Consider the following 21,852-nt stretch of genomic DNA (forward strand, 5'->3'; position numbering starts at 1 on the left):
ACAAAACCAGGAAAGGAGGGGATTATTTTCAGGAAAGAATGATGGAAAACGATGAACAAGTATAACGGATAAATAAGATTCAGAAGAAAGGAAGGATTTAAGAACATGAAAGTGAAACAAAAAGCAAAGCGGGTTGTATCCGGATTGCTGACAGCGGTCACTCTTTTATCTACGGTGTTATCACCAATCAGCAGTTATGCTGCGGAGCTTCCGAAAGAAAGAAAACTACCTCTTTTGGAAGAGGTGCAAAGCCAGCTAGATGAAGATGAAATTGTTCTGGCAAAGGATCATCAGGTGGAAGTGGGAACAAGTTTTGATGTAAAAACGGATTTTACAGGGTTAGAGATCAAGGATGCGGCAAAGGTAAAGATTACTTTTGAGGAAGCAAAGAATGAGCAGGGAGAGGATTTTACAACATCCCACGCAGATACCTATAAAACTGTTTATCAGGTAGAAACGGTCAATCAGGAACATCCGAATTATCAGATCAGCAGAAATGTGGTCGTAAAGGAAATAGAAAAAGAGAGTGAAAGTCCTTCAGCAGATGCAGAGCAATCCGAAACAAAAGAGACGGAAGAAGATGAGGAGGATTCAGAGAAGCCGTCAGAAATCCCAACAGAGACACCGGATGTATCAGAAGGAAATGCTGCTTTTGATGCTTTGGTAGAACAGATGACAGAGCAGGATACCTTTGATGAAGGATCGGGATTAGCATTACATGATGTAATGGAACAGGCTGCAAATCAGGGAGTTGATTTTGAGTCTATGGAAACCGGAGAAGTTGCGACTTTTTCAGCAATAGCAGCCAGAGATGCAAGTGTAGGATCTCAGCAGGTAACTATTGAAAAAGGTCCAATATATCGATATGCAGACTATGGGCTTGGAACATATCTTACAGAGCCGTATTATATTTCTTATGGAAGTGTAAGAGCAACGGCTTATTGTATCCAGCCGGCAAAGCCAGGTCCGGGTTCTGGTACCTATACCATTACAAAGCTGGCTGATAATCAGGATCTTGCAAAGGTATGTTATTACGGTACCGATGCGGCAGGTGCAGAAAGTTATTTTGCGAACAAGCACAGTGATTTTTCAGCAGGAAAGAGATTTATCCTTGTCCATATGGCGGCTGCTTATGCTTATGGCAGTAGTGATGCGTTCTATGGAACTAATGCAACAGGACAGGAACTAGCAATGGATATTTACAATTATTGTGTAAAGAAGCCTGAGATACCGGATGTGTCCATGTCATTTTCCGATGCCAATGTAAAGGCTTATGTAGAAGGAAATACACAGCGTACAAAGGAAATCACATTCCATGCGGCAGGACAGCAGAGTGTGACGATCAGCCTTCCTTCCGGAGTGCGTTTTCACAACGTGAGTACAGGAAGTACAAGTACACCGGGAGCAAAGGTAACGGTCAAGGGAGGCACAAAGTTTTATCTTTCTGCGCCTCTGACACAGGCAGAAGATACCGCAGAAGTATTTGCTACAACGATGGCAGGTGGATTGAAGAAAGATTATTCTGCATATAAGCTGACAACGAATTCCAGTACTCAAGATCTTGCCTTTATTTTTGGAGAAGGTGTGGAAACAACAAATAAAGTAAGCCTGAATGTTACATGGACAAAGCAGGCGGAGGTTTCCATTGTAAAGAATGATAAAGACACCGGAAACCATCTGGCAGGAGCAATCTATGGTGTTTACCGTGATAAGGAATGCTCAGATTTAATCACACAGATGCCAGCAACAGACAGCAAAGGTGCTTCTAAAGTAACAGTCGAAAAAACACAGGATGTTGTGTATGTAAAAGAGATCCAGCCACCGGCAAATTATCAGGCAGATCCAACTGTTTATCCGGTAGATATCAATATCGGTAAAACAAGTACAAAGAATGTTTTGGATGAACGTACTTATGCAAAAATCCATCTGATCAAAGAAGACGCAGAAACAGGGGCAAATCCACAAGGAGATGCGACTTTAGAAGGTGCGGTGTATGGCCTCTATGCGAGAGAAAACATTGTACATCCAGATGGAACAACAGGAATTGTCCATAAAGCCGGAGATCTTGTATCTACCTTAAAAGTAGATCGGAAGGGAGATGCTGTGGTAAAAGACCTGTATCTTGGAAAATATTTTGTAAAAGAGATCCAGGCGCCGGAAGGATATCTGTTAGACGAGACAGAGCATGATGTGGAATGTTCTTATGAAGGGGGCACAGTTCCAACGATAGAACGTACTGTGAAATCAGCAGAACTTGTTATGAAACAGCCGTTCCAGATCATAAAAGCTGCGAACAATGGAGAAACGGATGCAGATCTGTTAAAAGGGGCAGGTTTCAGCGCTTACTTAAAGAGCAGCCTGGAGAAAAAAGAGGATGGAAGTTATGATTTTTCCCATGCAGAGCCAGTCATCCTTACAGCAGATGGTAAAACGGAAATGTTCACAGATGAGAAAGGGTATGCGTGCAGTATTCCGCTTCCATATGGAACGTATATTGTACGAGAAACAACCACACCTCATAATTATAAACCGGTAGAGGATTTTGAGATTACCATCCGTGAAAACAATCCGGATAAACCGCAGGTTTGGAAGGTACTGTTGGATAAAGAATTTTCCGCAAAGTTAAAGATCATCAAAAAAGATGATGAAACAAAGAAACCGGTGTTAGTAGCCGGCACAGAATTTAAAATTTATGATCTGGATCATAAGAAATATGTGGAACAGGTAACAACCTATCCTACGGTCACAGTCCATAAATCTTTCTTTACGGACAGCCAGGGATACCTGATCTTACCGAAAAACTTAGAGATCGGGCACTATCGTATTGAAGAAGTGACAGCACCGGATGGATATGTTGTGAACAAAAACTATGTAGAGATTACCGTGGATTCGGATACTGCCTATGAAGTAGATGGAGTAAGTGGAGATGTGATCATTGAAGTTTCCTATGAAGATCAGCCGGTAAAGGGAAATCTTATTGTGTATAAGAAAGGTGAGATGCTTTCCGGTTTTGAGAACGACTTTATCTATAAAGAACAGTACCTTTCCGGGGCGGAATTTGAAGTACGTGCGGCAGAGGATATCTGCACTCCGGATCATCAGAAAGATGCAGATGGAAACCGTATCGTACTTTATGCAAAGGATACGCTTGTGACAACGATCACAACGGGAGAGAGTGGAAAAGCTGTAGCAAAGGATCTGCCACTTGGAAGATACTATGTAGTGGAAACAAAGGCGCCGGAAGGATTTGTATTAAATCCGGAGCCGGTAAAGGTTGCATTAACTTATCAGGATCAGGATACACCGATCGTGGAAGCAGAAGCAATCGTAGGAAATGACAGACAGAAAGTCGCTATTTCCGTAGAAAAGCAGGATGCAGAAAATGGACAGGTATTATCCGGGGCTGTATTTGGCATCTATAACAAGAAAGATATCCAGGCAAATGGAAAAGTTCTTGTGAAAGCAGATACCTTATTACAGGAAATGACATCCGATGAGAACGGTATGGCAACATGCACCCTGGATCTTCCATTTGGAGAATACTATGTAAAAGAATTAAAAGCGCCGGAAGGTTTTGTTTCTTCGGATGAGGTTCTGGAATTTGTTGCAGAGTATCAGGGACAGGAGACAAAGATTGTTTCCTTACAGGCCGTAAAGAAGAATGAACCGACTACAGCAGAGTTCACAAAGTCTGATCTGACCACAGGCGTAGAGCTGGAGGGTGCAAGCCTGAAAGTGATTGATAAAGATGGAACAGTAATTGATGAATGGACTTCCGTAAAAGGGAAGCCACATGTGATCAAACGTCTTGCAGTAGGGGAAACTTATATTCTTCATGAAGAATTTGCTCCATACGGTTATCTGAAAGCAACGGATGTGACATTTACGGTCAAAGATACTGCCGAAGTACAGAAAGTGGAAATGAAGGATGAGGTTCCAAAAGGGCTTCTGATCATCAACAAAAAGGGAGAATTTTTAGAGAAGATCACTCTTCTGGATAATGTGAAAGGAACGGTAGAACATTTCTTTGAATATATCACAGGAAACTTAAGTGAAGTCACCTTTGAAGTCTATGCTGCAGAAGATATCAAGGCTGCGGATGGCGTAAGTGCAGATTATTATAAGAAAGATGAGCTGGTAGGCACGATCACAACCGACGAGAAGGGGATCGCAAAAATGGAAGACCTTCCGGTAGGAAAATATTATGTGAAGGAAGTGAAAACGGCACATGGTTTTGTACTGGATGGAGAGCCTAGATTTGTGGACCTGACCTATCGCGATCAGGATACACCGGTGGTTACTTTTGATGAAGAATGGCAGAACAACCGTCAGAAGATAAAAGTAACGGTCCTTAAAAAAGAAAAGGAAACAGAACGTATGCTGGAAGGTGCGATCTTCGGCTTATTTACAAAAGAAGATATCAAAGGCAGAGATGGAAAAGTCCTGATGGAAGCCGGAACGTTGATCGAGCAGAAAACAACGGATGAAAATGGACAGATCCTTTTCAAAGCAGATCTTCCAGTGGATGGGACCTATATCGTAAAAGAAATCTATGCGCCGGATGGTTTTGTGACATCGAATGAAGAAAAGGAATTCACTTTTGAGTATGGAAAACCAGAAGAAGCTGAGGTTTCCTATGAGTTTGTTTTTGAAAATGAGCCGACAACGGTAGAACTTACGAAAACAGACCTTACGACAGGAAAAGAACTTCCGGGGGCTCATCTGAAGGTGACAGATGAAGACGGAAATGTAATCGATGAGTGGGTATCTACAAAGAAAGCCCATGTGATCAAGGAGCTGACCGTTGGAAAATCCTATACGATGACAGAAACAAAGCCGGCAGATGGATATGTAACTGCTGAGAGCATTACCTTTACAGTAGAAAATACTGCAGAAATCCAGAAACAGGAGATGAAAGATGATGTGACAAAGGTGTTGATCTCGAAACAGGATATCGCAGGAAAAGAACTTCCAGGTGCAAAACTTACGATCTTAGATGCAGATGGAAAAATGGTAGAAAGCTGGACATCTACAGAAGAGGCACATTATATAGAGATGCTTCCGATCGGAAAGTACACGCTCAGGGAAGAAACAGCACCGGAAGGTTATCTGGTTGCAAAGGATGTGGAATTTGAAGTAAAAGATACTGCCGAAGTGCAGAAGGTTGTTATGGTTGATGAGGAAAAACCAAAAGAAAGCACTCCGGAAGGTGGAAAACCTTCTAAAGATGCACCGAAGACTGGGGATAACACCAACTTGCTGTTATGGCTGATCGTGCTTGGAATGAGCTTAAGTGGAATGGTAGTCCTTGGAAGAAAAATAAAGAAGAAATAATGTAAGAGAAAGCGTTCATGGAAACCGGAGGGAATCTGTGAACGCTTTATTGTTAGGAGGAACATGAGGATGGACAGGACAAGAGATAAGAACCTGATCGTGGAACCAAATGCAGCAATGCCGGGGAGAAAATACAGTGAAGAAAAGCCCTGGTCCTGTAAATATTGCTACTGGTGGGGAGGGAGAAAAAAAGGCTGCATTGAGAGGCAGTGTTATTATTTGCTTCCCCCAAAAGATCAAGGGAAGAAAGGGAGTGGTTAATTGCAGGATGAAGTGAATGAAAAAATCATAGCTCTTTGTGTTCAGACAACCCGGATGAGTACCGGCGTGCTAAAGGCATCTATGAGAAAATTTCTGGATGGAATGAGCAGACAGAAACAGAAGCGGGTACAGGTGAAACAGGCTGTCAAAACGGGAAAAGCACAGGAAAAGGGCAGAGAAAAAGAAAGAAAACGACAGGAGATGAAAAAGCCTCATGGAAAGCAGACGATAAAACAACTGATCGCACAGGGAGCACAGCTTACCAATATTCAGATCACGGATCAAAATATCAAGTCTTTTGACCGGGTAGCCCGGAAATACGGGATTGATTATAGTCTGAAAAAGGATTCCCATGTGGAACCGCCATTGTATCTGGTATTTTTTAAATCGAAAGATGTGGACGTGATGACGGCTGCTTTTAAAGAATATGCAGGAGCAGAGCTGGATCAGTCTAAAAAGAAAAAGCCTTCTGTCCGAAAGAAGTTGCAGAAGACACAGGAGAGGAAAGCAAAACATCGTCAGAGAGTCAAGACGAAGCAGAAAGTCAGAGGGCAGGAACGATGATCCGGGAAAAGATGCAGAATATCCCGATGAAGAGAGTGGTGATATTAAGTATTCCGTATCTGATCATCTTCTATCTTGCGGATAAATGCTTTTGGCTATACCGCCATTGCATTGGTGACAGTATGATTGAAAAAATCGGTGTGATGCTGATGAATTTCCAACTGGCATTTACGAACTGGCTCCCAAGTTTCCATATGCAGGATTTGTTAGGAGGATTGGTGACCGCGTTTATCTTTCGGTTGATCTTGTATTATAAAGCGAAGAATGCGAAGAAGTTCCGGCATGGAGAAGAGTATGGATCGGCCAGATGGGGAAACCGGAAGGATATCGAGCCATTTGAAGATCCGGTGTTTGAAAATAACATCATTCTGACTGAAACAGAACGTCTTACGCTGAATAGCAGACCAAAACAGCCGAAGTATGCCAGGAATAAAAACGTGATCGTGATCGGAAGTTCAGGTTCTGGAAAAACAAGGTTCTATTTGAAACCTCAGCTTATGCAGATGACTCCAAATGTCAGTTATGTCTGTACTGATCCAAAGGGAACCATCATTGTGGAATGTGGAAAGATGCTGGTAAATGGCGGCTATCGGATCAAGGTGCTGAATACGATCAATTTTAAAAAGTCCATGCATTATAATCCATTCCATTACATCCGCAGTGAAAAAGATATCTTAAAACTGGTGAATACCATCATAGCAAATACGAAGGGGGAAGGAGAAAAATCTACAGAGGATTTTTGGATCAAAGCGGAACGTCTTCTGTACTCCGCTTTGATCGGTTATATCTGGTATGAAGCGCCGGAAGAAGAACAGAACTTTTCTACCCTGTTGGAATTTATCAATGCCAGTGAAACGCGAGAAGATGATGAAGAATTTAAGAATGCGGTAGATGAACTGTTTGAAGAATTGGAGGCAGAGAATCCGGAACACTTTGCAGTCAGACAATATCGAAAATATAAGCTGGCTGCCGGAAAAACAGCGAAGTCGATCCTTATTTCCTGCGGCGCCAGACTTGCACCATTTGATATCCAAGAGCTTCGGGAGATCATGTCCTATGATGAGATGGAGTTGGATATGATTGGAGATCAGAAGACAGCAATGTTTGTCATTATCAGTGATACCGATGATACATTCAATTTTGTGGTGGCGATCATGTACACACAGCTTTTTAATCTGCTCTGTGATAAAGCAGATGATGAGCATGGTGGAAGACTTCCGTACCATGTACGATTACTGCTGGATGAGTTCAGTAATATCGGTCAGATTCCCAAATTTGATAAACTGATCGCAACGATCCGAAGTCGTGAGATCTCCGCCTCTATTATTTTACAGTCGCAAAGCCAGTTAAAAACCATTTATAAGGATGCTGCTGAAACCATCACGGGGAATTGCGATACCGTATTATTTCTTGGAGGAAAAGAAAGTTCCACGTTAAAGGAAATCTCGGAAACGCTGGGAAAAGAGACTATCGATCTTTACAATACCTCTGATACCAGAGGGACAAGCCAGTCCTATGGTTTGAATTATCAGAAGACAGGGAAAGAATTGATGAGCCGGGATGAATTGGCTGTAATGGATGGAAATAAATGTATCTTGCAGCTTCGAGGCGTGCGGCCATTTCTCAGTAATAAATATGATATCACAAAACATAAGAGATATAAGGAATTGGCGGATGCGGATAAAAGGAATGCGTTTGATGTGGAAAAATACCTGGAGCATAAGCTGGCCTTTTCTCAGGATACAGAATTTGAAGTGTATGAAGTAAATGTAACAGAAGAGGATGTGAAAGAAGCAGAACAGAATATATCATAGAAAAGCACGAAGAAGATACGAAAATAGAATAAAAGGCGTTAGCGCATGTAGATATCCATCTATGTGCTCTTTTTTTGCGTTTTTTTAAGAAAAGTTCGGATGATCAGGCAGAAAGGAGAAGGAAGTGAAGATAAAAATAAGATCACCTTGCAAATAAGACAGGGAAAAAAGAGGTCTGAATAATAGGGAAAGGAGAGAGGAAACGCTGACAGACCATAGAAACAGCGTTTATTCAGAAAAGAATATGGGATTTTTCGGAAGTGCAATTACAATCTTACAGACATTAGTCGTAGCGATTGGTGCAGGTCTTGGTGTCTGGGGAGTCATCAACCTGATGGAAGGTTACGGAAATGATAATCCTGGTGCTAAATCACAGGGAATTAAGCAGCTTATGAGTGGCGGTGGTGTGATCCTGATCGGTACACAGTTGATTCCGCTTTTGAGTGGATTATTTGGTTAAAGGAAAGGAGTAGAGATCCATGTTCAATCAAATTTTTGATGCGATTGAGGAATGGATGAGGGAACTTCTAACAGGTATGATCAGTTCTAACCTGGACCGTATGTTTACGGATGTCAATCAGAAGACAAGTGAGATTGCGGGCCAGGTTGGACAGACGCCACAAGGATGGAATGGCAGTATCTTTAGTATGATTGAAGGACTGTCAAATTCAGTCATCATGCCGATTGCAGGTATCATCATAACATTTGTACTGTGTTATGAACTGATCTCCATGCTGACAGAGCGAAATAATATGCATGATATAGATACATGGATGTTCTTTAAGTATTTTGTAAAAATGTGGATCGCCGTTTATCTGGTAAGCAATACGTTTACCATTACGATGGCGGTCTTTGATGTAGGACAAAACGTCGTAAACTCGGCGGCAGGGCTGGTTTCCGGAGATACATCCATTGATATCAGCTCTGCGATCACAGATTTATCTACTATATTAGAAAGCATGGAGATCGGAGAACTTGTGATATTGGCATTGGAAACTTTGATCGTAAGTTTCTGTATGAAGATCATGTCTGTACTCATTACGGTTATCTTGTATGTCCGTATGATAGAAATTTACCTTTATACCTCAGTTGCACCGATCCCATTCGCAACGATGAGCAACAGAGAGTGGGGACAGATCGGAACGAATTATTTCAGAGGACTCTTTGCCCTGGCATTCCAGGCATTTCTGATGATGGTATGTGTTGCTATTTATGCAGTATTAGTGGCAGGCATCCAGTTTTCAGATAATCTGAGTTCCTCATTATTTGGTGTAATGGCATATACAGTGATCTTATGTTTCAGTCTGTTCAAGACAGGATCACTCAGTAAGTCAATCTTTAATGCACATTAAAAAGAAAGGAGTGAAACACATGGCGTATGTGAGTGTGCCGAAAGATTTAACGAAAGTAAAGAATAAAGTGGCATTTAATCTTACGAAAAGGCAATTGATCTGTATTGGCATTGGAGCAGCTATGGGAATTCCCTGTTATTTTCTCTTTAGAAATGCTATTGGAATCAATAATGCTGCAGTCCTTATGGTCCTTATGATGCTGCCGGCCTTTTTGTTTGCCATGTATGAGAAAGATGGAATGCATCTGGAAGACGTATTGATGCATGTGATCCGGGTGAAATTTATCCGGCCATCTGTCAGAAAATATGAAACTGAAAACTATTATGAATCGGATCCAGATGGAGAAGATCAGAAAACGATGAGAAAGGAAGAAAGGAAAGGGGGAAAAAGCGGTGGTAAGAAAAAGAAAAAAGGCCGCAAATAAAAAGACGAATGGAAAGAAGGATGTAAAGAAACTTACCGTTCAACAGACCATTGCCTATAAAGAAATGGGAAGGGATGGTATTTGCCGGGTGCAGGGAAATGTCTATTCCAAATGTATCCGGTTTTACGATATCAACTATCAGTTAGCGCAGAATGAAGATAAGAATGCGATCTTTGAAAACTGGTGTGATTTCCTGAATTATTTTGACAGCAGCATCCATTTTCAGCTCAGTTTTATCAATCATAAGAGCAGCATGAAGGAGTTTGAGCAGGTGATCAAGATCAGTCCACAGGGAGATGCTTATGATGATATCCGTATGGAATATGCCAACATGCTGAAAAAACAGCTTGCAAGAGGAAACAATGGTTTGGTGAAAACGAAATACATCACCTTTTCCATTGAAGCGGAAAATATCCGGGAAGCAAAACCGAAGCTGGAGCGTATCGAATCCGATATCCTGAATAACTTTAAGATCCTTGGTGTGATGGCGTATCCTCTGAATGGGGAAGAACGATTACGGATCCTGTATGAAACCTTTAATCCGGATTCCACAGTAGATTTCCAGTTTGATTATGGCTCTATGATCAAAACCGGTTTAAACACAAAAGATTATGTAGCGCCTACCAGTTTTGTCTTTAAGGATGGGAAGACCTTCCAGATGGGAAATACGATGGGGGCGGTTTCTTATTTACAGATCCTTGCTCCGGAGCTGACAGACAAGATGCTGGCAGAGTTTTTGGATATTGATAAGGACTTGATCGTAAATCTGCATATTCAGTCTGTGGATCAGATGAAAGCGATCAAGCTGGTAAAAAGCAAAGTAACGGATATCAACAGAATGAAAATTGAAGAGCAGAAAAAAGCAGTAAGAGCAGGGTACGATATGGATATCATTCCGTCGGATCTGAATACCTATGGAGGGGAAGCAAAACGGCTTTTGGAAGATCTGCAGTCACGAAATGAGCGTATGTTCCTTGTAACAGCGCTTTTTTTAAATACAGCAAAAAGTAAGCAGGAATTGGAAAATGCAATCTTTCAGACAGCCGGTATCGCACAGAAATATAATTGTATGTTAAAGCGTCTGGACTATCAGCAGGAAGAAGGCTTGATGAGCAGCCTTCCCCTTGGAGTCAGCCATATTCCGATAAAAAGAGCGCTGACAACGACCAGCACAGCGATTTTTGTACCATTTACCACGCAGGAATTATTTATGGGCGGCGATTCTTTGTATTATGGACTGAACGCTACCAGTAATAACCTGATTATGGTAGATAGAAAGAAGTCGAAAAACCCTAATGGTCTGATCCTCGGTACGCCCGGATCAGGAAAATCCTTTGCAGCAAAAAGGGAAATGACAAATGTATTTTTTACGACCAATGATGACATTATCATTGGAGATCCGGAAGGTGAGTATTATCCATTGGTTCATGCTTTGGGAGGACAGGTCATCCATATTTCTCCAAACAGTAAGGATTACATCAATCCGATGGATATCAACATGAATTATTCTGAGGATGATAATCCGCTGGGAGTAAAATCTGACTTTATTTTATCCCTTTGTGAATTGATCATGGGAAGCCGGGATGGAATTGAAGCGGAAGAAAAGTCTGTCATTGACCGATGCCTTCCGCTTGTATATCAGAACTATTTTTCTGATCCGAAACCGGAAAATATGCCAATCCTTGGAGATCTGTATGATTGTCTCCGCAAACAGAAAGAACCTCAGGCACAGAGGATTGCCACAGCTCTGGAAATCTATGTCAACGGCTCTTTGAAGGTGTTCAATCACCAGACCAACGTAGAACTGAATAACAGGATTGTCTGTTTTGATATCAAGGAGCTTGGAAAGCAGTTGAAAAAGCTTGGAATGCTCATCATACAGGATCAGGTGTGGAACAGGGTGACGGTTAACCGTGGCGTAAAATCTACCTGGTACTATATCGATGAATTCCATCTTCTTCTGAAAGAAGAGCAGACCGCATCTTATTCGGTGGAGATCTTCAAGAGATTTCGGAAGTGGCAAGGCATCCCGACAGGAATCACGCAGAATATAAAGGACCTCCTTGCCAGCCGTGAGATTGAAAATATTTTGGATAATAGTGATTTTATTCTGATGTTAAATCAGGCTGCAGGTGACCGGCAGATCCTGGCAAAACAATTAAATATCTCACCGTATCAGTTGTCTTATGTTACGAATTCCGGGGAAGGAGAAGGACTTCTCTTCTATGGGACAACAATCATTCCGTTTAAGGATAAATTTGATAAGTCGCTGAAGTTATATTCGCTCATGACAACAAAGCCGGAAGAAGTGGAACAAAGAGAAAAGGAAGGAGGCGGAAGTCTTGGCAGGGAAAGAACTGAAAGGAAGAGAGAAAGTTGTCAGTAAAATGACAAGAGACGGTCTGACGGAAGAAAATCTGGCAGATGGTTCTGTAAAAGATATCAGCCATAAAAGCCGAGGCAGACCGCTGGAAATGAAACAGGACTTTGTTTTTGACCGGGAAAAGAAGAAAGACAAGCTGTCAGATGGACAAAGCGAGGAACGGAATCTGCAAAAAAAGCAGATCCGAAACTCCTCTTTGCGAAAAGAAGCAATATCTGAGGAACCTATTTTAGAAGAATCTGTGTTAGACGGAGAGGGAGCTGGGGAGAAAAACGTATCTGAAAAATCTCCCCAATACAAGAAAAAGTTTCGGGAACATGCGCAGATACCGGAAGATGACTCCTTGACCGGACAGAAGAAAAAGATCCGGAAAAAGCAGATCCAGAAACAGATGAGAAAAGAGCAGGCAAAATCCGGAAGGTTATCCTTTGATGATGAGGAAAATCAGATGGTAAAAGGACCGGGGATGAAACCGGGCAGAACCATTGGAAGGTATGCGGTAAGGGATGCAATTTCAAAAGGGGTATCGGATCCAGAAGAAGAGGAACAGGATGTTGCAACGGAAACGGTTCAGTTTGCAGAAAGAGGAACCGAAACAGCAATAAGAGGTCTGCGCTATGCACAGCTTCGGAGCCAGCGTGCAGATGTAAAGGCAAACCGGAGAGGATATCATCTGGATGAAACCGGAGAAAAGTTAAAATTTGGTATGAGTGACAGCATGGGGAAAGCAGGGGCGGAGGAAATGGCCAAAAAGTCGGAAGAGAAGAAAAGGGTTCTGAACCGCTTTTTCCAGAGAAAACGATATAAGGATGCCTATCGGGCTGCCAGAACAGGAAAAACTGCAGGCAGTGCAGGCGGGGCGGCAACTGTTGCCGGCGTTGAGAATATAACCGTGAAAGCGAAGATCGCATTAAAAGAGATTGTGAAGCGGAATCGGGCTGTATTTTTCGGCGCCGGTATTTTTGTGCTCTTATTTCTGATCGTGGCAGTATCTTTGGGAAGCTGCAGCGCTTCCATACAAGGGGGTGGCTCTGTGATCGAGATCACCACATATCCGGGAACGGATGAAGATATCTATGCGGCTGAGAACTACTATGTTTCTTTGGAAACGGCTTTGAACCAGCAGATCAATGAGATGGAAGCCACTCATCCGGACTATGATGAATACCAGTACAACGTAGGCGAGATCGCTCATAATCCGTATCATCTGATCTCCTATCTGACAGCAAAATATGGGGATTGGAAATTTGAAGATATCAAGGATGAATTACAGGCTTTATTTGAAGCACAGTACAGCTTGGATACAGAAAGCAAAACAGAAACCGTGACAGAAACGAAGACAGTACGGGTAGGGGAATCCTTAGGGAACGTAGTTACCAGCGGTTACTGTAATTGTTCGATCTGTTGCGGACAATGGTCAGGCGGTCCTACAGCGAGTGGCGTTTATCCAACCGCAAACCATACGATCGCGGTAGATGCTTCTGATCCATTTGTTCCGATGGGAACAAAGATTGTGATGAATGGCGTGGAATATACCGTAGAGGATACGGGAGCCTTTGCAAGATATGGGGTGCAGTTCGATGTTTACTATGATAATCATAGCGCAGCATCCGCACATGGTCATAAGACCTGGGAAGCGTTTATTGCGGATAGTAACGGAAGCAATGAAGTGACGGTAACGAATACAACAACGAAAAAGATCTTGTATGTAACCTTAGGGAATACAGGATTTGATGCAGTCGCAAGAGCCAATCTGAATGAGGAACAGATGATCCTATACAATGCTTTGAATACCACCTATGGAAACAGAAATTACTTGTGGGATATAGGAAATATCTCTACAGGCTCCGGTTCAGACGGAATGAGTTATGAGATACCGCCGGAAGCATTACAGGATGAAGAATTTGCCCGGATGATCCGGGAAGCTGAGAAATATCTGGGAGTCCCGTATGTATGGGGAGGATATTCCCCTTCTGGATTTGACTGTTCCGGATTTGTATCCTATGTGATCAATCATTGTGGAAACGGATGGAATCTGGGAAGACAGACCGCAGAGGGATTGCGAAACAGTTGTACGTTTGTTTCTCCGGGAGATGCAAAGCCAGGGGATCTGATCTTTTTCCAGGGAACGTACAGTACGCCAGGAGCAAGTCACGTGGGTATCTATGTGGGAAATAACATGATGATCCATTGTGGGGATCCGATCCATTATTCCAATATCGGTACAGCATACTGGCAGCAACATTTTATGTGTTTTGGCAGATTGCCATAAGAAAAGGAGAGTGAAAGATTTGAATAAAAAAATCAAGAAATATATGGAGGAGATCCATAAGACAGAACAGAAGATTGCTGATCTTCAGCAGTATCTCAAAGGACTTCATGCTGCTTTAAAACAGGAAGAAGATAATGAGATGATCAAAAGCATCCGTGGAATGAAATTAGATAGTCATGCCCTGCATGATCTTCTGAATGGAATCCAGGAAGGAACCGTAAAATTTCAGGTCAGCCAGGAGTCTGAGGAAGAAGGAACAGGCTCCTTTGTATTTACAGAAAAGGAAGAGGAGGGACATCCGTATGGTGAAATGGAAAAAACTGAATAAGAAAGTGGCAGGAGTATTGTTAGGCGTTATGGTGCTTTTTTCCGCATCCACAACAGCCTTTGCATATGTGGATCCGTCGGCAGAGACGGCAAATACAGAAGCGGCACAGACGGAGACGGTACAGAATGAAGAAACAGAAAAGCCGGCAGATAAGGGGATTCTGCCGGAAAATAATACAACAGAAAAGAAAGAAGATGCTTTTACAGAGCCGGGAAATGGGGAAGTCCAGGATGATATCCAGAATGGATCCAGTAAAGAATTCCTTACGATCACAACAAAGAATAACAATACCTTTTATCTTGTGATTGACCGCAGTTCTACCTCCCGGAATGTATATCTGTTATCCCAGGTAGATGAAAATGATCTGAAGGAATTTGTGGATCAGGAGAAAGAGCCGGCAACTGTCGCACCCACTCCGCAGGTAGTCATCGATGAAAATAAAACCGAAGAAACCGATAAAAAAGAAGAGATAGCAAAGCCAGAAAAAGAGAAGATGCCACAAGCTAATATGGGAGCAATGGCAGCGATCCTTATTCTTGCGTTAGGTGGAGTTGCAGCTTATTACTACTTCAAGATTTATAAGCCAAAGAAAGAGGAAGAAGAGGATTTTGAAGAGGAAGGACTGGAAACAAGTGACGGATTGGAAATCATCAATGAGGATGAATTTGAAGACCGGGAAGAAGAAAATGAATAAAAAATAAAAAAAATGAGTGGAACGCCCTGTATTTTTGGGGCGTTTCCTTTCGTTATATGAAGGAGGTAATAAGTTATGTATTTAGTAATTGCAGAAAAACCAAGCGTGTCCAAAGCGATTGCGGAAGTGATCGGGGCATCAAAAAAAGAAGAAGGGTATCTGGAAGGAAAGGGATGCATTGTCAGTTGGTGTTTTGGCCATCTTGCAGAATATATTCCACCGGATTCTTATGATGAAAGGTTTACCAGATGGCTGTATGAGGATCTTCCGATCATCCCAGAGGAATGGAAACTGGCAGTATCCAAAGATAAGAAAGAACAGTTCTATATTTTGAAAAAGTTGCTGAACCGCCCGGATATCGAGTTTGTGGTAAATGCCTGTGACGCCGGACGGGAAGGAGAACTTATCTTTAAGCATGTATATGATCTGTCCGGAAGTAAAAAGCCGGTCAAGAGATTATGGATCAGTTCGCTGGAAAGTTCTTCGATCTTAGAAGGGATGGAACATCTGAAAGCTGGAGAAACCTATCATAATCTGGCAGAAGCGGCGGTTTGCCGGGCACAGGCAGACTGGCTTGTCGGTATGAATGCGACAAGAGCTTACACAACAAAATATTTTAAAAAGCTGACAGTAGGACGCGTGCAGACGCCGACACTTTCCATGCTTGTCGAAAGACAGAAGCAGATTTCAGGTTTCAAAAAAGAAAAATATTTTAATGTGGTTTTGGATTGTGATGGACTGATCGTAGAGAAGAAGAAAATCTTCGATGTGGAAGAAGCAGAAAGAGTGTGGAAAACCTGTCAGGGCAGTGATGCGATTGTGGAAAAAGTGGAGTCAAAGGAAAAGACGGTAAAACCGCCGAAACTGTATGACCTGACAACCCTGCAGAGAGAGGCGAACCGTATCTATGGAATGACTGCTCAGCAGACATTAAATGCGGCACAGAGCCTGTATGAGCAGAAGCTGATCACTTATCCGCGTACAGACAGCCAGTATTTGACAAGTGATATGGAAGAAACAGCGAAACAAGTGATCCGTAAGATCCATGAGAAATACCAATTGATGGGACCGTTTGACCAGCCCAAAACACCGGAGGTAAAGAAGGTGCTGAATAACAAGAAAGTATCGGATCATCATGCAATCATTCCTACGGTAGAACTTGCAGAATTTGACTTCACTAAGCTAAGAGAATGGGAACAAAAGATTTTATTTCTGATCGCAGTACATACCGTAGAAGCAATGGAAGAAGATCATGTATTCATGGAAACAGAGGTGGAAGTACGATGTCAGGATGAAATATTTAAAGCAAAAGGAAAAGTGATCAAACAGATCGGTTGGAAACTGTATGAGGAATGCTTTAAGAATGATGATGGACTTGCCATAGAAAACCCGGCGGATGCAGGGAAGGATCGCATTCCCAAAGTAGAAGCAGATCATAAGTTTTACAACGTATCCGCAGCGAAGACGGAACATTTTACAGCACCACCGAAACCGTATAGTGAGGATACCTTGCTTGCAGCTATGGAGACCGCTGGAAATAAAGAATTTGAGGAAGATACCGAGAAGAAAGGGCTGGGCACTCCGGCAACAAGAGCAGGGATCATAGAAAAACTGATCGCTTCCCAGTATGCGGTACGAAAAGGCAAACAGATCCTTCCAACAGAGGACGGAAAAGTATTGATCGATATCTTACCGGATTTCTTGAAGTCTGCCACCATGACTGCAGAATGGGAAAATCAACTGTTAGAGATGGAGCAGGGAAAGATGGCTCCGGGGCAGTTTATGACAGGTATCGAAAAGCTGCTTTCCATGATGCTAAATCATTGTGACTCCATTCCGGAAGAAGAGACACGAAGGTTCCAGAAAAAAGAGAGCGTGGGAACCTGTCCGGTCTGTGGCGGCCTGGTCTATGAAGGAAAGAAAAATTTCTATTGCGGTAACCGTGCATGTGATTTTTGTCTCTGGAAAGAAAACAAGTATTTACAGAGTATGGAAAAGGATATGGATGCCAGGATGGCTGCTGAGCTTTTGAAGAATGGAAGTGTTCATGTGAAGGATCTGTATTCCAGAAAAAAAGATCTGTATTTTGAAGCAGATCTGCATATGGAAGCCGATGAAAACGGGAGAGTGACATTTTCATTATCTTTCCCGAAAAAGAAAACAACGAAGAAAAATAAGAGAAAATAGAAGGAGGAATAAGATATGGATTTTAATCAATTTGTTGACGAAGTAAAGGGAGGAATCAAACAGTTTCTTCCGATTGAATATGAAGATGCACAGGTAAGAATCGAAGAGATCAAGAAATTAAATGAGAATTATCTCGGAATCACGGTCTTAAAAGAAAATCAGGTAATCGCGCCGACCTTTAACCTGAATCAGTTATACGAAATGTTCCAGTCAGATCCACAGAATTCTATGGAAAACATTTTGAGAAATATTACGGAGCTGGTGCTTGATGCACCGGAACAGTTTAATCCGAAGAGCATCACAGAATATGAGAATGCAAAGAAGAAGCTGTTCATCCGCGTATCTTCGGCAGAAAAAAATGAAGAAATGCTGCAGAACGTACCTCACCAGATGAGAGAAGATCTGGCAATTACCTATCATCTTGCAATCAGCACTGATGATATTGGGGTGGGTTCTACGACGATCACGAATGATATTTTAAAGCGTTATGGGATCAGTGAGGAACAGCTTCATGCAGATGCCATGGAAAACAGTCCTAATGTCAGACCGGTTCAGGTGATGATTATGGGAAGTATGATCGAGCAGCTTATGGGAATGGGTCCTGAAACAATCATGAGGGATGAACCTGTTCAGAACATTGCAGAAATTATTTCAAAGGGAATGGGAATGGAAAGGGAGGTTCCGATGTTCATTATCACAAATCCGCAGACAGTGGATGGAGCAGGTGTGATTTTTTATCCGGAAGTAATGGATCAGATTGGGGAAGGTTTTCAGGGAGATTTCTTTATTCTGCCCTCTTCCACCCATGAAACATTAGTCATTCCGGATAATGGAGCATTTGATTACCGGGTTCTGGAGGATATGGTCCAGACGATTAATGAAAATGAAGTCGCTCCGGAAGAACGACTTTCCGATCATGTCTATCATTATGATGTGAAAGACCGGGTATTTGAAAGGGCAGATAAATTTGAAGAGCGTCAGAAAGAAAAGACAGCTCAGCTCGATAAAAATGAACATACCGGAAAAGAACAGAAGATGGAGCATCCAAAACCAAAGAAACATGCAATGGAATTATAGAAGTGTAGAGTCCGTATAACAATAAGATGGGAATCCCTCATACACACGGCTGTATGGGGGATTTTTTAAAAGAGAAAGAGAGGAAATGAATGAGCGAAGAATTGACAAAAACCAAATTACTTCCCATACAGGGAAAAGATATGGACAGTATCATGCAAAATCTGGAAACAGGAGTCGCAGAACTATTTACCAGTGAACGGTATCAGGAATATTTGAAAACCATGTCAAAATTCCATAATTATTCTTTTAATAATACGCTGTTGATTGCAATGCAAAGGCCAGATGCCACCTTAGTAACGGGATATCGGAACTGGCAGTCTATGGGCAGACAGGTAAAAAAAGGGGAGAAGGGAATCACCATTATCGCACCGGCGCCGATCAAAAGGAAAAAGGAACAGGCAGTATTGGATCAGGATCAGAAACCAGTTATCGATCCGGATGGAAAACCAAAGACGGAAGAGGTAGAGGTCACACTTCCTTGTTTCAAGGCGATCACAGTATTTGATATTGAACAGACCACAGGAGAAACGATCCAGACACTTGCCCCTGAAATCCTGACAGTGGCAGTAGAGGATTTTGATTTATTCCTGGAAGCAATCCGGGAAATCTCACCAGTGCCGATACGATTCGATGCGATCGAAGGATCTGCAAACGGTTATTATCACAATCTGGATAAAGAGATCGTCATCAAAAAAGATATGAGCCAGAGCCAGACATTAAAAACAGCAATCCATGAAACCGCACATGCAAGGTTACATGACAAGGAAATCATGGAAAGCCTGGGCATCGAGAAGGACCGGCTGACAAAAGAAGTGGAAGCAGAATCCGTCGCATATTGTGTGTGCTCTGCCTTTGAACTGGATACGTCAGAATACAGTTTTCCGTATATTGCAGGTTGGAGCAGTGGAAAAGAAATGAGAGAACTGAAATCCTCTATGGATGTGATCCGTAAGACAGCCGGAGAAATGATCGATGAACTGACAGAAAAAATAGAAATGATGCTGGAACAGAAACAAGAGAAATTACTTGCTGCCGTAGAAGCTGCCGGATACCGTTTTGCAAAAGAAGAAAGCAATTCCCAACATCTGCAGTTTATTCCGGATGGCACCCATAGGATGCAGGGACATTTATTTGCGAAATCCTGGAACGAAGTGGAACGATGGGTAGAAGCAATCATAGAAAAAGGAGATCCGATCCAGAAAGAACGTGTAGAGCGAGTGATATATCCGGAACAGTTTGAACAGAGTTTTGAAGAAATGATGTTTACAAGGAAAGAATGCAGGCTCTCAATCTATCATTTGGATAAAAATGGATCTGGAAGAGATCAATTATTTGTGGAAATGGAAGACTTGCAGAAAAAAGGGATCATGGTAACTGCTGATCAGTATCGATGTGTTTATTCCAGCCTGTATCTGCCAAATGAAGATATGAATGCGATTTACAGTATTTTTAATGATGATCCACCGGCTGATTATAAGGCACACTCCCTGTCTGTCAGTGATGTTGTGATCATGAATCAGAATGGGGATATGAAAGCATATTTTGTGGATCGCTTTGGATTTCAGGAACTTCCGGATTTTGTGGAAGAGAGAAAAAAGATACTTGGAATGGAAAATGACATTCAGAAAAGGGATATCTTAGAGCAAACGAGTTGTATCAGCTTCTATGTGGCAGAGTGTTCAGAGTTTCCGGTATTAGGAGAAGTTCATCATGATCTGAGTCTGCCGGAAGCCTTAGAAGCGTATGAGAAGATACCTGCAGAACGAAAGAATGGGCTCAAATCAGTTGGATTTAACCTGCAGGAAGGCAGTGATTATGACGGAATGATGGATCTGATGGTTTCCGGAAGATCACAAAGAGAGGTTTTAGATTCCATACCATTTTACAGGGAGAACAAGTTGGTGCAGGAAGCTCTGAAACGTGTAGAACAATATATCGGAGAAAAGCCTCTGAATGTAGAGAAAACCAGATCAAAAGGAGAAAAAGGAGAGATACAGAAAACCAAATCTCAAAAAAGAAGGGAGGATATGAGCTTATGAGTAAGGTAACATTTGAAGAAGATGAATTAGCAGTTGTGGCTCTTTCCCAGGAAAACACTAGAAAAGATACGATAGATATTTTGAAAGACACCTTAGAGGCATTGGAAGAAATGAAAGAAGATCCGTTGGAAGACGATCTGCTGGAAACGATTGCATCTGCGATCAGTAAGTTACAGATGATCGAAGATAAATATTATTATTCCCTGGATCTGAATCGTTATCTGAATAACCTGGAGGATGATGCTTATGAAGAATGATCAATTTGCAGTTTACCGAGTAGACCGTCACTCGGAAGGGAGAGACCTTTGGCACCTTTCCTATCAGGAAGCGGTAAGCAGGAAACTTGCGATACGGATTGAACATTACCGGCAGATAAATCTCAGACCATTATTGCCGGGGGAGAGTGCAATTGCTTTATGGAAACGCATGAAAGAGTCCTGTGAAGTCAGTGATGTGCTTGTACTGAATCAGAATGGGGAAATTCATTGTTATTATGTCAATGAAGACTATCCACAGCTTTTATCAGGGTTCATCCGATTAAACCCGTCAGGTACATTGGTTACGTTGGATACGGAAAATTATCGCATTAGTGGCAAGCCGGGAAACTGGATGGCTACGGATGATATCATTATTGATGGAAAACAGTTTTATCTCATGGAGCATCAGGAATATCACAGACAGGTTGCCTATATCATCCTAGACAGTTATGGAAAGATGATCATGGAGGAATGTCAGAATGGATTTGATGAAAAAACCAAACAGAAACTCCATGAGCTTATGAAAGAACCGGAACAAAAAGAACAGGAACATCAAAAATATAAAGACAGGCTGGAACATTATCAGAAATTTTTTGAGAATGGGACTTATGAGAGAAGCTGGGAATCCGGAACAGAAGGAAATTACAATATGGTGGATGGCCAGGTAAATAATTTGAAAAGTGCAGAAGAGAAAAGGGTGGAAAGAAAGCCGGCACAGAGACCAGAACAATCTTCAAAAAAGAAACTAAAGAAAAAAGAGTCGGTGATCAAGAGATTACGGGAAAAACAGATTGCAATCGCTGTGAAATCTGGAAAACCGGTACCGAGATATTTGGAGCAGGAGATGGAAAGGAGGAGAGGATAGA

General features: G+C 42.1%; 15 protein-coding genes and 1 pseudogene. All 16 read left to right on the plus strand.

Features of this window, described 5'->3' with window-relative positions; translation table 11 throughout:
• Positions 1 to 105: 105 nt before the first annotated feature.
• The 16 genes and pseudogenes from ACESZH_RS03055 to ACESZH_RS03130 all read left to right on the plus strand — a co-directional run bounded on the left by ACESZH_RS03055 (position 106) and on the right by ACESZH_RS03130 (position 21,851).
• Entirely contained in the window at positions 106 to 5,334 is a 5,229-nt protein-coding gene (locus ACESZH_RS03055; RefSeq protein WP_373212587.1) for a SpaA isopeptide-forming pilin-related protein, read from the plus strand.
• A 69-nt stretch (positions 5,335 to 5,403) separates the two neighbouring features.
• On the plus strand, positions 5,404 to 5,595 hold the full coding sequence (locus ACESZH_RS03060; protein WP_373212586.1) for a hypothetical protein: 192 nt from the start codon (positions 5,404 to 5,406) through the stop codon (positions 5,593 to 5,595).
• Positions 5,596 to 6,159: a PcfB family protein gene (locus tag ACESZH_RS03065; protein WP_373212584.1), complete on the plus strand. Its 564-nt coding sequence runs from the start codon at positions 5,596 to 5,598 to the stop codon at positions 6,157 to 6,159.
• A 155-nt stretch (positions 6,160 to 6,314) separates the two neighbouring features.
• A pseudogene (locus ACESZH_RS03070) lies at positions 6,315 to 7,973 on the plus strand (VirD4-like conjugal transfer protein, CD1115 family); the annotation flags it as partial.
• Between the two features lie 244 nt (positions 7,974 to 8,217).
• Positions 8,218 to 8,433, plus strand: a complete 216-nt coding sequence (locus ACESZH_RS03075) for a Maff2 family mobile element protein (RefSeq protein WP_009268903.1) — start codon at positions 8,218 to 8,220, stop codon at positions 8,431 to 8,433.
• 19 nt (positions 8,434 to 8,452) lie between these two features.
• Positions 8,453 to 9,325: a VirB6/TrbL-like conjugal transfer protein, CD1112 family gene (locus ACESZH_RS03080; protein ID WP_173758731.1), complete on the plus strand. Its 873-nt coding sequence runs from the start codon at positions 8,453 to 8,455 to the stop codon at positions 9,323 to 9,325.
• Positions 9,326 to 9,344: 19 nt separating this feature from the next.
• On the plus strand, positions 9,345 to 9,749 hold the full coding sequence (locus ACESZH_RS03085; RefSeq protein ID WP_173758732.1) for a PrgI family protein: 405 nt from the start codon (positions 9,345 to 9,347) through the stop codon (positions 9,747 to 9,749).
• On the plus strand, positions 9,718 to 12,135 hold the full coding sequence (locus ACESZH_RS03090; protein ID WP_373212581.1) for a VirB4-like conjugal transfer ATPase, CD1110 family: 2,418 nt from the start codon (positions 9,718 to 9,720) through the stop codon (positions 12,133 to 12,135). The genes ACESZH_RS03085 and ACESZH_RS03090 overlap by 32 nt, the downstream gene beginning before the upstream one ends.
• The gene (locus ACESZH_RS03095; RefSeq protein WP_373212579.1) at positions 12,092 to 14,404 is read left to right on the plus strand and encodes a CD1108 family mobile element protein; all 2,313 of its coding nucleotides are present in this window, start codon (positions 12,092 to 12,094) and stop codon (positions 14,402 to 14,404) included. The genes ACESZH_RS03090 and ACESZH_RS03095 overlap by 44 nt, the downstream gene beginning before the upstream one ends.
• Positions 14,405 to 14,414: 10 nt before the next feature.
• Positions 14,415 to 14,732, plus strand: coding sequence for a DUF4315 family protein (locus ACESZH_RS03100; protein ID WP_226844436.1), 318 nt, complete (start codon positions 14,415 to 14,417; stop codon positions 14,730 to 14,732).
• Positions 14,707 to 15,426 carry a DUF4366 domain-containing protein gene (locus tag ACESZH_RS03105; RefSeq protein ID WP_173758735.1) on the plus strand — a complete coding sequence of 240 codons (720 nt, stop codon included), beginning with the start codon at positions 14,707 to 14,709 and terminating at the stop codon, positions 15,424 to 15,426. Before ACESZH_RS03100 ends, ACESZH_RS03105 begins: the two co-directional genes overlap by 26 nt.
• Positions 15,427 to 15,501: 75 nt before the next feature.
• Positions 15,502 to 17,613: a DNA topoisomerase 3 gene (locus ACESZH_RS03110; protein ID WP_373212576.1), complete on the plus strand. Its 2,112-nt coding sequence runs from the start codon at positions 15,502 to 15,504 to the stop codon at positions 17,611 to 17,613.
• Between the two features lie 15 nt (positions 17,614 to 17,628).
• A complete protein-coding gene (locus ACESZH_RS03115; protein WP_173758737.1) occupies positions 17,629 to 18,690 on the plus strand; it encodes a DUF5688 family protein in 1,062 nt (353 codons plus the stop codon).
• A gap of 89 nt (positions 18,691 to 18,779) precedes the next feature.
• A complete protein-coding gene (locus tag ACESZH_RS03120; protein ID WP_173758738.1) occupies positions 18,780 to 20,729 on the plus strand; it encodes a YodL domain-containing protein in 1,950 nt (649 codons plus the stop codon).
• On the plus strand, positions 20,726 to 20,986 hold the full coding sequence (locus tag ACESZH_RS03125) for a hypothetical protein (protein WP_173758739.1): 261 nt from the start codon (positions 20,726 to 20,728) through the stop codon (positions 20,984 to 20,986). Before ACESZH_RS03120 ends, ACESZH_RS03125 begins: the two co-directional genes overlap by 4 nt.
• Positions 20,976 to 21,851, plus strand: coding sequence for a DUF4316 domain-containing protein (locus tag ACESZH_RS03130; RefSeq protein WP_173758740.1), 876 nt, complete (start codon positions 20,976 to 20,978; stop codon positions 21,849 to 21,851). The genes ACESZH_RS03125 and ACESZH_RS03130 overlap by 11 nt, the downstream gene beginning before the upstream one ends.
• Position 21,852 lies beyond the last annotated feature (1 nt).

It is taken from the genome of Ruminococcus sp. 5_1_39BFAA (genome assembly GCF_964240875.1).
In the GTDB taxonomy this organism is placed as follows: Bacteria; Bacillota; Clostridia; order Lachnospirales; family Lachnospiraceae; genus Blautia_A.